Annotated in this window: 12 protein-coding genes; 1 reads left to right on the plus strand and 11 read right to left on the minus strand. The window is 49.8% G+C overall.

From position 1 onward, the window contains the following. Window positions 1-49: 49 nt before the first annotated feature. From GUA98_RS15725 to lspA, 9 genes are all read right to left on the minus strand, one after another. Window positions 50-913: a carbohydrate ABC transporter permease gene (locus tag GUA98_RS15725; protein WP_110758790.1), complete on the minus strand. Its 864-nt coding sequence runs from the start codon at window positions 911-913 to the stop codon at window positions 50-52. Window positions 914-969: 56 nt separating this feature from the next. Continuing rightward, on the minus strand, window positions 970-1,851 hold the full coding sequence (locus GUA98_RS15730) for a carbohydrate ABC transporter permease (protein WP_153980334.1): 882 nt from the start codon (window positions 1,849-1,851) through the stop codon (window positions 970-972). Between the two features lie 56 nt (window positions 1,852-1,907). Beyond that, a complete protein-coding gene (locus tag GUA98_RS15735) occupies window positions 1,908-3,245 on the minus strand; it encodes an extracellular solute-binding protein (protein WP_193723672.1) in 1,338 nt (445 codons plus the stop codon). Between the two features lie 125 nt (window positions 3,246-3,370). Next, window positions 3,371-4,159, minus strand: a complete 789-nt coding sequence (locus GUA98_RS15740) for a response regulator (protein WP_095360151.1) — start codon at window positions 4,157-4,159, stop codon at window positions 3,371-3,373. Next, window positions 4,149-5,912 carry a sensor histidine kinase gene (locus tag GUA98_RS15745; RefSeq protein ID WP_227779687.1) on the minus strand — a complete coding sequence of 588 codons (1,764 nt, stop codon included), beginning with the start codon at window positions 5,910-5,912 and terminating at the stop codon, window positions 4,149-4,151. Before GUA98_RS15745 ends, GUA98_RS15740 begins: the two co-directional genes overlap by 11 nt. A 274-nt stretch (window positions 5,913-6,186) precedes the next feature. Beyond that, window positions 6,187-7,014, minus strand: coding sequence for a carbohydrate ABC transporter permease (locus GUA98_RS15750; RefSeq protein ID WP_095290886.1), 828 nt, complete (start codon window positions 7,012-7,014; stop codon window positions 6,187-6,189). Next, window positions 7,014-7,880 (minus strand): carbohydrate ABC transporter permease, encoded by an 867-nt coding sequence (locus GUA98_RS15755; RefSeq protein WP_095290884.1) that lies wholly within the window; start codon window positions 7,878-7,880, stop codon window positions 7,014-7,016. Before GUA98_RS15755 ends, GUA98_RS15750 begins: the two co-directional genes overlap by 1 nt. 24 nt (window positions 7,881-7,904) lie before the next feature. Continuing rightward, window positions 7,905-9,092 carry an ABC transporter substrate-binding protein gene (locus GUA98_RS15760; RefSeq protein WP_415753034.1) on the minus strand — a complete coding sequence of 396 codons (1,188 nt, stop codon included), beginning with the start codon at window positions 9,090-9,092 and terminating at the stop codon, window positions 7,905-7,907. Between the two features lie 316 nt (window positions 9,093-9,408). Continuing rightward, complete coding sequence (lspA, locus tag GUA98_RS15765; RefSeq protein WP_127537427.1) at window positions 9,409-9,900, minus strand: signal peptidase II; 492 nt, start codon at window positions 9,898-9,900, stop codon at window positions 9,409-9,411. A gap of 243 nt (window positions 9,901-10,143) precedes the next feature. Between lspA and GUA98_RS15770 the strand changes: the two genes are divergently transcribed. Next, entirely contained in the window at window positions 10,144-10,611 is a 468-nt protein-coding gene (locus GUA98_RS15770; protein WP_193723738.1) for a heme-degrading domain-containing protein, read from the plus strand. Between the two features lie 75 nt (window positions 10,612-10,686). Here GUA98_RS15770 and GUA98_RS15775 read toward each other — a convergent pair whose 3' ends face one another. Both GUA98_RS15775 and GUA98_RS15780 read right to left on the minus strand, forming a co-directional pair. Beyond that, complete coding sequence (locus tag GUA98_RS15775; RefSeq protein WP_095360156.1) at window positions 10,687-11,634, minus strand: nucleoside hydrolase; 948 nt, start codon at window positions 11,632-11,634, stop codon at window positions 10,687-10,689. A gap of 51 nt (window positions 11,635-11,685) precedes the next feature. Beyond that, window positions 11,686-12,090 carry a DUF350 domain-containing protein gene (locus GUA98_RS15780; protein ID WP_193723674.1) on the minus strand — a complete coding sequence of 135 codons (405 nt, stop codon included), beginning with the start codon at window positions 12,088-12,090 and terminating at the stop codon, window positions 11,686-11,688. Window positions 12,091-12,101: the final 11 nt, after the last annotated feature.

Genomic DNA, 12,101 nt, shown 5'->3' on the forward strand with positions numbered 1-12,101 from the left:
CAGACAATGCGTCTAATAGAAGGGCATTACTGGACCTATTACCGGACCATTATCCTTTGACCGAACCGGCTGCGATCCCTTCAACAATCCGTTCACTTAGCACCAGAAAAGCAATCAGGATCGGCAGGATGCTGATCATCAGCGTAGCCCCAATGGCACCCCAATCGGTGGTATACTGACCAATAAAGTTCTGTACACCAACCGTCAGCGTTTTATACGCATCCGAGCTAATGAAGGTATTGACGAAAATAAATTCGTTCCAGTCATAGATCATGTTAATGATGGCCGTTGTCGCAATTACGGAAGCGGTCATCGGCAGTACAATGCGGAAGAAGATCCGGTTGACGGAGCAACCGTCCATCACCGCGGCCTCCTCGACCTCTCTCGGAAGTGAATAATAGAATCCAAGCAGGATCATAATTGTGATCGGCATATTAAATGCAATGTAAGACAGAATGACCGATAACGGATGGTCTGTGAGATTCAGCTTCAGGAACAGGCTGAACAGTGGGATCAGTGTGGAGTGCACCGGGATCATCAGACCTACCATGAACAGCCCCAGCACCAGTGAACGTCCCTTCCAGCGCATCCGTGTGATGGCAAACGTGACGAGACTGGCAAACAGAACCGTGAACACCACAGAAACCACCGTAATCCATACACTGTTGAAAAAGTATAAGCTGATATTGCCTTCCGTCCATACCTTGACATAGTTCTCCCAACGCGGCGTAGCCGGGAGGGCAAAAGGAGCCATGTCGAATACTTCCTGATTATTCTTGAGCGAGAATAACAGCAGCCAGATCAAGGGCAATATCTGAAGCACAGCCACCAGAGACAAGAGCACATACAGCAGCACATATCCAAACCTTCTTAACCATGCTGAGCCTTGGCCTGTCTCCGGATGTACGGGCAGCCGAACAGCCGTATCCGTCTTCACCAGGATAGACCTCCTTTCATTTTACGTTCACGTCAGGAATACTCGATCGTATCTTTGGAAGCCGTCGCCTTGCGGAGCAGCCATGTGACCACCAGACAGATCAACAGCAGGAAAAACCCTACAGCACTGCCGTACCCAAAGTCGAAGCTTCGGAAAGCCTGACGATACATATAGGAGGCCATAACTTCACTGGAGCCATTAGGGCCCCCATCGGTCATCACATAGATGAGGTCAAAATACTTGAGCGAGCCCACCACGGCGAGCACCACGGTTACCTTGATGACTTCCGTGATGAGTGGCAGCTTGATCCGAAAGGCAATCTGCCACGGATTCGCACCATCAATTCGGGCAGCCTCGACCAGAGATTCCGGGATGTTTTTCAGCGCAGCATAATAGATCAAAATATAGAAGCCTGCATACTGCCACAGAATCGGCACGAACAGTGCATACAGCACGAGCGATGGCTCCGCCAGCCAGGCCGGCGGATTGCTGAATCCGATCGCTTCCAGGAAGGTGTTCAGCACACCGTTGCTGGGATGATAGATTTTCAGCCATAGCTGAGCGATCGCAACGGAAGACAGCAGCATCGGAATCAGATATATTTTGCGAAACAGATTCGCGCCTTTGATCTTGCCTGACAGCACCAGTGCAATCATCAGATAACCAATCAGGCTCAGCGCAGAGAACAAGGCGAGCAAAAACGTATGATTGGCGCTCTGCCAGAACGTACTGTCCTGAAGCAATCTGGTGTAGTTATCCAAACCAATAAACGTCATCGCCCCAATCCCATCCCATTGCATCAAACCGTAATATCCGGTGAGCACAATCGGGATATAGACCAGAACCAGCAGCAGAAGCAGCGCAGGCAGCACATACAGCGCAGCAACCAGACGGTTCGACATGACTTTGTCCAAGACGTGATCCTCCCTTCAAACGTTCTAACCTTCAAATGGTGTAGGTGAGGTGTACATCAGTTGCCTTTATCAATTGCAGCCTGATGATTTTTCACAAAGTCCTCAGGGGTGACCGCTTTGCCAAACAATGCCTGAATCATGTCCAGATGCACCTGAGCAGCAGCCGGTTTCATCTGTACATCTGCAAAGAGTGTCAGGCTGCTTGCCTGATTCAACTCGTTCAGCAGATCGATATAGAGCTGTGGCAGCTGTACTGCCGCCGTATCAACTTTGGTTGCCGGAATGACCCCGGCTTCGGTCACGGAGCTTTCACCCCATTTTTCCACGAAATACTGCACAAACTTCTGCGCTTCTTCCTTCACTTTGGAGTTCTGGGCCACAAACAAGCCTACGCCCGGTCCGCCTACCCAGCTGTTGATGTCTCCTTTGCCGCCGTCAATCGTCGGAAATTTGAAAAATCCAACCTTATCCTTGAATTCCTGCGGAATATCCGGGTTCGTAGTAAAGTTCGGCAGTTCCCACGTTCCCATCAGATACATCGCTGCTTTTTCATTCATGAATTCGGATTTGCCTTCGTCATTGGATAACCCGTTAAAGCCCTTGTTGAATGCGTTCATATCGACAAGCTTCTGCACTTCTGCCGCAGCCTGTGGCAGGGCAGGATCTTCAAACTTGCCTGATCCACTAATCGCTTTCTCCAGCGCATCCCCGCCTACACGATTCGCCAGATACATATACCAGAGTGAACCGGTCCAGCGGTCTTTATTCCCGAGTGCAATTGGCACTTCGCCGTTCTCGGTCAGCGTCTTCAGCACATTCAGGAATTCATCGTATGTGGCTGGCGGCTGCAAATTATATTTGGCAAAGATCGCTTTGTTGTAATAAATGGGGGATATATTCAGCTCAATCGGGAGCGCATAGGTTTTGCTGTCTACCGCGTAAGCCTCGGTCGTTCCGGCGATAAACTTCTCACCAAGGGATCCATTCAGCAGTTCATCGAGCGGCGCAAACAGATTGCCCTTTACATAAGGCTCCAGGAAGCCTGCGGCCCAAGTTACCCCAACATCGGGAAGTTCATTGGATGCGGACAGAATCTTCAGTTTGTTCTTGTATTGCTCATTCTCCAGCACTTCCTGCTTGATCGTCACATTTGGATTGTCCGTCTGATACTGCTGGATAATATCGTTGACCAGCTTGTTCTGCTGTGCAGAACTTCCGGCCGGCCAGAGATGCATAAATTTCAGTGTGACCTTTCCGTCTGTGGTACCGCTCTCTCCACTGCCATTACTGCCGGATTCGCTGCCTCCACCGGAACCCGTGCTGCTGCACCCCGACAAAATGACAGCGAGAACCAGCGTCCATGACAGAAGCATTGCCAGCGTTTTTTTGCTCATAATTCCAGCCCCCAATAGTGGTTTTTCGGTTAATGTAACCGCTTTAACGAAATTGTAGCACGGGCATCATCACACTATAAGGTCAGGACGATTTGGTAAAACTCCACTATTTTAAGGTGGACTTGTTAACTTTTTTCATTTACGGCATGACGGTATTTGCTTGGACTGAGCCCCTCCAGGCTTTTGAAGACTTTGATAAAATATTTATCGGTCTGATACCCAACGCTCTCCGCGATCTCCGAGATGGGCATCGTTGTTTGCACCAGCAATTCCTTGGCCCGCTGTACCCGCTTACGCATGAGGTACTCACTGAAATTCAACCCCACCTGCTCCTTGAACAGCACGCTGAAATAACTGGAGTTCAGATGCAGCGAATCGGCAAGCTCACGCATGGTCATCGGTTCACCCAGATGTGCCTCAATGTATGCCAAAGCCTCGCCAATCGGGGTATTGCCCTGCTGTTCTCTTCGCTCCTTGACCTCGAACAGCTTCGGATCAACCATCTCCTGTATCGTTTGGATGCGCCGCTGCTGTTCATGGACGTGCAGTGCCTTCTGTACCGTTTGCAGCAGCTGCTCTTTGTCAATCGGCTTGAGCAGATAATCGACCACACCGAGCTTGATCGCCTGGTGGACATAATCAAAGTCCGCATACCCCGACATAATCAGGACAGCTGGCTTACTCGGAAAATGCTGAATGGCCTCCACCAGCGACAAACCCGAGAACTCCGGCATGCGAACATCGGTGATCAGCAGATCTGCAGGCTGGCTGGCGAGCCAGTCCCTGGCTTCAACACCGCTTGCTGCAGTCTGAATCCGGTTTCGCCCAGTAGACCAGGCCTCAAGGGTTTTGCGTATGCCTTCTCTTGTACGCGGCTCGTCATCCACAATCAGAATGGTTTTCTCATGAATCATGTGCAGCCCCCGTTTCCCTCGGAATTTCAAAACATATGATGGTGCCTCTCCCTACTTCGCTCTCCACCACAAGTTGGGCTGCTTCGCCCAGTTGGCTGCCAAAGTAGACTTTCAGCCGGCGATGCACATTGATCAGCCCCACTCCCGTTCCCTTGCTGGACGCAGCAGGACCGCCGTCCAGAGCTTGAACAATGGATAGCAGACGTTCCTCATCCATGCCCGGCCCATTATCCTGGACCTTGACGCGTACACGACCTTCAACGGGGGAAGGTTCAACACGAATCTCCACCTTGCCCGGCTTTAACGTATTTTCAATCCCGTGCAGGATCGCGTTTTCCACCAATGGCTGGATTAGCAGCTTGGGGATAGGCACGCTGCGCACTTCCTCGCTCAGCCTGATCTCCCACTGCATTCTCTCGCCCAGCCGCATCTGCATAATGTTTAAATACCGCTCCGCATGCTCCAGTTCGTCCGAGATCGTGACCCATTCATCCTGATGAGGACCCGGGATGATGTAGCGAAATAACCGGGACATGGCAATAACCCTAAGCGCCAGCTCCTCTTCACCCTTTTCCTCCAAAGACCAATAGAATGCCTCCAGGGTGTTAAACAGAAAATGCGGATTAATCTGGGATTGCAGCGCCTTCAGCTCGGCCCGGGACTGCATGACTTCCTTCTCGTGCACCACACGTGTCAATTCGTTCTGCCTGTACACCATCTGGTTATACACCTCATTCAACTCGTTGATCTCCATGGTGGAGCTGACCATCAGATTCGGCCTCATCGCTCCGGGCTGTGCCCCGCGCATGGCCCGCATCAGCCGAATCAACGGACGTGTGATCATGGTGGACAGGAAAAAGGACATCACAAGAAACAGCCCCACACCAATGATTCCCGAAACGAGCAGTGCCGTTCTCAGGATCGATACCCCTTCGGTTGTTTCTCCTAGCGGTGTCAGCACAGCAAGTGTCCATCCCGTCAGCTCGGACTTATGGCGAACAACGATATAGGATTCCTCTCCATTCTGAACGACGGACCCGCTGTCCAAAATGGCCTTGGGATCAAGGTTAATCTGCAGATTGGATGTCACCACTTCACCATCACCGTCCAGCAGCAGGATGGAATCCTGCGAACCCTCTGCCTCATTCGAGTCATTCAGTTGAAAAAAACTGCGCTGCATCCGCACCACAACATAGCCCCCATGTTCAAAGGAATGCTCCAGCAGGTTGATTCGCCGAATGGCGAGAAGTACACCCGGGTCTTCAGGGTCAGAGCCTGCCCACACTAATCTGCCTTTGGCTTCATCCGCTTGGGTGATCCAGCTGCGCTCCACCCGGAGATCCAGGGATCGGTCATCCATCGGGAATATACGGTTGTATCCGGTTGTGTAAATCTCCATACTTTGCGCCCCGTTAATAAAAGATTGATAGCTGCCTGCAATCTGCAATAGTGCTTGACGTTGATTAAAGGTGGCCGGTTTACCATGCTTCTCGTCACTGAGCAGACGCTGCACATACGAATCATCCGCGACCTGGGCCGTCAGGGAGTTCACCTGTGCAATGAGCGCGTCCAACCGACCACTGGCCTGCACTGCGGTCTGATGGATATGTTTCTCGGCATTGCTCTTCAGCAATGCTGCCACCCGGTCATAGGCTGTTACACCTGCGAGCAGCAGAACAATGAGCATCACCATGACGAAACCGACGAAAATCTGATTGCGAAGCGAGTTATAGCGCCCTGATTTCCTCTGCAACTCCGTCCATTCTCCTTTCTGCATGTAAAAAAACCACCATCCTACTCCCTTGCTCTTGAGATTGAGTACACCGATGCTGGTTTCATTCACTTATTCAATTAAAGCGCTTGCAAGATACAACACTCGCTCTCTTTGTTTAACGATTAAACTAACGAATAAAAAATAGCACAGTTTCCCGGGTTAATCAATCCGTTTGAAACGTTCGGAGTGCGTCCTTGGAATAAAAAAAAAGAGAGGAGGACTCTTAGGTCCACCCCTCTATATTCACATCCCTTTATTTTACAGAACCTTGGGTTACCCCATTAATGATCCACTTCTGAGCAAACAGATAGATGATAATCATCGGCAGCAAGGCCAGCAGGTAGGATGCAAACGCCAGGTTGAAGTCGGTATTGAACTGACCCTGGAAGACGTATTGCACCAGCGGCAGTGTGTACTGTGCCGGATCACTGATAATGATGAGCGGCAGCAGGAAGTCATTGTAGGTGGACAGACATGTCAGAATACCAACCGTAGCACTGATTGGTGCCATGAGCGGGAAAATGATTTTCCAGAATGTGCCCCAGGTTGTTGCTCCATCCACAAAAGCGGCCTCCTCCAGTGCCACCGGAATGGACCGGATATATCCGACATACACGAAGACGTTAAAGGCGAGTCCATACACCGTATGTAATAAGGTCAAGCCAAGCAGGTTCGTCATCTCCAGTGAAGATGTCAGTTTGACAATCGGCAGCATGATGATTGGAAACGGAATGAACATCGCACTGACGAAGTAATAGTACAGCCCTTTGAAAAACTTGCGTTTCTCCATATTGCGCGCGATAGCGTATGCCACCATGGAGTTACTAAGGAGCGTCAAAATGACGGTAGATGCAGTAACGACAGCACTGTTACGGAACGATTGGAAGAAGTTCGTCATGTCGATGGCGCTTGCGAAGTTCTCCCAGTGCAATTGGGTCGGGAAGGCAAATACTGACTGAGCCATTTGCTCCGGATTTTTCAACGCGATCGTAACTGTCATATAGAGCGGAAATAGGATGAATAATGTGCCCAGAATAACGAGCAGCATAACGAGCCAGTTTGTACGTGTACGGCTTCTCATTACAGATCCATCTCCCTTCTTTGCAGGAACCGGATTTGCAGAATCGAAATCACCGCAATAACGATGAAGTAAATAACCGAGTTCGCAGATTGATATGCATATTCGCCGCCTTCAAATCCACCTGTATAGATCAGGTGAGAAATGGACTGTGTTGCTCGGCCGGGTCCACCGTTGGTCAAGGCAACGATCTGATCGAAGACCATCAGGGAATTTTTCATAGCCAGTACCATATTGATGGTGAAAAATGGGGCAATGAGCGGGAAGGTAATGCTCCAGAATTCACGCCATTTGCCTGCACCGTCGAGGTTGGATGCCTCGTACAGCGTTGTTGGTATTGTTTGCAGTCCGGCCAGATACAGAATCGTATTGAGTGCTACCGATTGCCATACGGCTACGATAACGATCCCGATCCATGCCAGGCTTTCGCTACCCAGAATGTTGGTCGACAGGGCGTTAATCCCCAGGTTTTGTCCCCAGATTGGAAAAACGTTGGAGAACAGGTAGTTAAATATGTAACCCACGATCAATACACTCAGGATGTTCGGAAGGAAGTAAATGCCGCGGAAAAAGTTGCGGAACTTGATCTTGGCATTCAGCCCGAGTGCGATGAGCAGGCTCAGAATATTGGTCAGAATAGTTACCACGATGGCAAACTTGAATGTAAACCAGTAAGCATTGCCTACATTGTCGTCCTGAAACAGGTTGAAATAGTTTTTGAAACCAACGAAATCATAGCTTTTCCCAAACCCGTTATAGTTCGTAAAGGAATAATAAATCCCCTGGAGAGCCGGCAGCGTCATAAACACGAAGAACAATACCACCGCCGGAACCGTCATCCAGTAATAGGGTGCCATACGTTTGTTCATACTCCATCCTCCTTCGGACAAGGCTTAACGCCGGTTCGCTACCTTGTCCCATTCTTTGTCGAGTGTATCCAGATAGTTGTCGATGTCTTTGTTCTGCAAAAAGGACTGTACGATAGAATTCAGCTGCACCGCAGCCGGAATGTAGTGATCGGCAAAATCAATAACCTTGCCCTGCTCGATATAAGGCGTCAGCTCCTGCACTGCAGGGTCGTCCTGCTCCACACCTTCGACGGCTGCAAATAACGTTTGCTCTTCAATGTATTTCCCGATGTTTTCGGATTCCAGCAGGAATGCGATAAACGTCTCAGCCTGTTCCCGGTTTGGCGTATCCGCCGCGATCGTAAACAGGGAGTCGATGCCGTTCACCAGTTTGATCTCACTTGGATCATTTCCGGTCGGGAACGGGAAGAAGCCGATATCCACATTCGGGTTGGCTTTGCGAATCTCGGAGATCGCCCAGGTTCCCTGGATATACATGAATGCTTCGCCGTTGGCAAAAGCCCGGTTACCGTCGGAATAGGCCTTACCGAAGTTATCGCCATGACCGTAATTCATCAGTTCAAGCTGCTTTTCCGCCACCTCGCGGTATTTCTCCTTGAAGGTCACCTTGTTCTCACGACGCTCGAGATAGAAATCAATACCGACCAGGTTGGGTCCAAGTGCATTGAACGGGAGATTGGTCTGCCAGTCATCCTTATAGGTGAAGTAAAACGGAATCTTGCCCGCATCCTTGATCTTTTTGGCGGTAGCAATCAGCTCGTCCCATGTCTTGGGAACTTCCAGTCCCATTTCCTTAAACAACGTTTTGTTGTACATGATGCCGTTTGCATTAGTTGCGTAAGGAATACCGGTCACTTCCTCCATACCCGTGACATCCTTCAGCATTTGTATGTAATTCGGATCAATCGTCTTGGTCAGCGAGCTGTCCGTCAGATCGGCAAAAATTTCACTTTGGGCCAGTATCGAATATGTATCGGTTGCACCCATGGCCATAATGTCAGGCACATCGTTCTTCACGACGCGGGTCTTCAACACGGTCTCCGCATCCGGCGGATTCACCTGAGTGACCTGTATATCGGAATGCTCCGCATTAAAAGTTTTGATCAGTTCGTCAAACGTTGCTTTGGCTTCGGGTTTGTTCTGGAAAAATTCGACCTGCACTTTGCCGTTTGCGCTCTCCCCACTTGTACAAGAGGATAAGAGCACAGCCATAATTCCACACAGCAGCATTGTCCCGAGTGCCTTGGTAAGCGATGTTCTCATGTTGTACCTCCCTCAGCGTTATATACGTAAAGCTTTACCCATTAAACTGGTGAAATAACCATATGGTTAATCCTTTCACCTGTTCCACCATACAGAATGGCGTTATTCAACCCTTTTCTATTTCTAAAACGGTTTCGGTTAAAATGAATCATGGGTGTATTTTCCAGAATGTATAGCTGTATAACAAAAAGAAGGACATCGGCAACTATCCAATGTCCTTCTTTTTTCCATTTGTGCGTGATTGCAACGCTTGATTATTAACGTATTACCAACGTTCAATTTTGGGCAAGGCATTGCGCGATCGCTTGGCCCGGTAGCTCTTAAATGCACGGATTAACATTCCGATCACCAAGAGGATCACCCCAATGTTAATCGCTACATCAGCCAGGTTGAGAATGCCCCGGCCCGATGGAAATACTAGAAAATCCGTTACTTTTGCAAATACAAAACGGTCGATCGCATTTCCCAAGGCTCCACCGACCATGAAGCCTGCTCCTGCCTGCATCCAGAAACCGCGAATTTCACCTTTTCTCCGATAATACAGAATGCCGGCAATGAACAGAATGGCGACAACGCCGAACAGACGCGCATTTCCCTGGAACATGCTTCCCGCCATCCCGCTATTCTCATAATGCTGCAGCTGCATGCCCGAGTCACCGAGTCTCATCATGTCGCCAACTTCCATATACATTCTCACGGCCAGCTTGGTACCCTGATCCACCAGTGTCACCAGCAGTGCTATAAAATAAAACAGCATATTGTCTCTCCTCCTGCCCAACTCGTTTTGCCCTATCCTATGTAAACCTGTGGAATGTCCAAAGTTACGTTCCCTTCACTTTACCACAGCCGAAGTCGTGTCTCCAAATGGACTGTTGTGGAAATGTAGGGCAGAAAGCCAAACGATAATCCAGCCTGCATCCGGAAGGGACCACCCTACCCTACGTCGAATGTAGACATAAACTACACATGTAAAGGGGCTGCCTGTAAATTGAACCTGACGATGACAGAGAGATTAAAGGAAATGCAGCAGGAAGAAAAGGACTTGGTATTTCGTACATTTGACTCTGAACTGGCCCTACAGCTTGGACTCCATCTGGTCGAGCAGGCAAAAAGCCGTTCACAGGCCGTAACCATCGACATTACCCTCCGTGGACACCGTCTTTTCCTGCATGCCATGGAAGGCACTCATCCGGACAATGAAGACTGGATCCGGCGTAAAAATAATGTGGTTAACCATTTCTCCTCCAGTTCATGGCATACGGCTCTGCGTCTGCGCAGTGAGGATAAAACGCTTGAGCAGGATTTCAGCCTGCCTTCCTCTGACTTTGTACTGGCTGGCGGTGCCTTTCCTTTGATTGTGGAGGGTCAGGGACAGATCGGAACAATTACGGTATCAGGTCTGCCGGATGAGGAAGACCACGACCTGGTCACCACCGGAATCCGTTCATTTTTGCTGCAGCAAGACTAATGAATTGTAACAAGAAAAGCCCACCTGGTCCTTGCGGACCCCGGTGGGCTTGCCGTGTTCAGATCATTCCTTGGTTCATTGAATAGCTGACAAAACATCCAGCAGCATGGATTTAAACTTCGGCCGATCGATGGCTTCACATACGCGCACGTTAGGTTCTTTGCCGAAACGTCCGTTGATATCCACTACGCTGTATCCACGCGTCAGTTCTCCTGCCGCTTCCACATCCACGTAATATTGACCGGACTTCGTCATCAGCGATTCGTCTGCTGCTACAGCCATCAGGAGTGTATCCGGGTGTGTGGTGCCATTCAGCTTATGTACTGACTTGTTGAACTGCATAACCACTTTGTTGATCGCTGTGAAGAAATCGGCCCCGGATGTTCCGAGCGCTGCAATTTCTGCATGGTCATCATCATCCATAACGGAATATTGGGTACACATCTCCCAGCCGACCATCGTGGTTGGAATACCGGCATGCAGTACAATTTTGGCAGCTTCAGGGTCAACGTAGAAGTTGTACTCCGCCGCTGGCGTAATATTGCCCAGTGCATTATTCGTACCGCCCATGATGTAGAGATGAGCAATCTCTGGAATAATCGTCGGGTCCTTTTGAATCGCCATCGCAATGTTGGTCAGGGGTGCAATCGCCAGAAGAGAGATCTCTCCCGGATTGGCATGCACTTTCTCAATGATAAAATCAACCGCGTGGCCGCTTTCGGGACGCTGATCTGCCTTGGGGAAATGCGCGCCGCCCATGCCGTCGTCGCCATGCACATCTTCCACTGTGCGGTGCTGCGCCTGCCCGTAGGCCATAAGCGGTCGTTCGCATCCTTTGTATACAGGCACCTTGCCGCCATGTCCAGCCACCTGCACGGTGTACAGGGCATTTTCAACCTCTTGGTCAAACTGGACGTTACCGCCCGTAATGGTGATGCCTTCCACTTGGAAGTGGTGCAGTGCTGTCAGGATCGCAATTGTATCGTCTCCTGCTGTATCTGTATCAATGATGACTTTTCTCATGATGCCGCGCTCCTTCTTCAGTTTGATATTCATGTATCGCTAGGGTACATTTTACATCAAAAACGTACCGATGACGATGGAAACGCCGATGATAATGGAACGCAGCAGCTGTGCTACCGCCAGATTGCCTCTTGCAATCTCATCGCATACACGCATTTTGGGAATCAGGAAATCAAATATAATATAGACCAGACACAGAATAATGATTCCAAGTGCAGACCATAACAGCATATCCAGCCATGAATGCGTGGAGAAGGACACCATACCAACAATGATGCACAGTCCTAGCAGCTTGCTGCCCATATACATGCCCGCCGCTTCGTTACCTTTGGCAATTTCCTCACTATCGTTATACCGGGTCAGTTTGCTAAAAGCGAAATACCCACATACCAATACCACCAGCAGAATGCCGACACCTACCGCCACATTCAGTAGGTTCATTCCCAAATTATCCATTCTTACTCCTC

The organism is Paenibacillus sp. P13VS (assembly GCF_015143645.1).
Lineage (GTDB): Bacteria > Bacillota > Bacilli > Paenibacillales > Paenibacillaceae > Paenibacillus > Paenibacillus xylanilyticus_A.

Excerpts from the sequence above, each read along its gene's own strand:
- GUA98_RS15760 (WP_415753034.1), bottom strand. The coding sequence starts at position 9,092 with ATGGCTGTGCTCTTATCCTCTTGTACAAGTGGGGAGAGCGCAAACGGC.
- GUA98_RS15750 (WP_095290886.1), bottom strand. The coding sequence starts at position 7,014 with ATGAGAAGCCGTACACGTACAAACTGGCTCGTTATGCTGCTCGTTATT.
- GUA98_RS15775 (WP_095360156.1), bottom strand. The coding sequence starts at position 11,634 with ATGAGAAAAGTCATCATTGATACAGATACAGCAGGAGACGATACAATT.
- GUA98_RS15740 (WP_095360151.1), bottom strand. The coding sequence starts at position 4,159 with ATGATTCATGAGAAAACCATTCTGATTGTGGATGACGAGCCGCGTACA.
- GUA98_RS15780 (WP_193723674.1), bottom strand. The coding sequence starts at position 12,090 with ATGGATAATTTGGGAATGAACCTACTGAATGTGGCGGTAGGTGTCGGC.
- GUA98_RS15735 (WP_193723672.1), bottom strand. The coding sequence starts at position 3,245 with ATGAGCAAAAAAACGCTGGCAATGCTTCTGTCATGGACGCTGGTTCTC.
- GUA98_RS15770 (WP_193723738.1), top strand. The coding sequence starts at position 10,144 with ATGACAGAGAGATTAAAGGAAATGCAGCAGGAAGAAAAGGACTTGGTA.
- lspA (WP_127537427.1), bottom strand. The coding sequence starts at position 9,900 with ATGCTGTTTTATTTTATAGCACTGCTGGTGACACTGGTGGATCAGGGT.
- GUA98_RS15755 (WP_095290884.1), bottom strand. The coding sequence starts at position 7,880 with ATGAACAAACGTATGGCACCCTATTACTGGATGACGGTTCCGGCGGTG.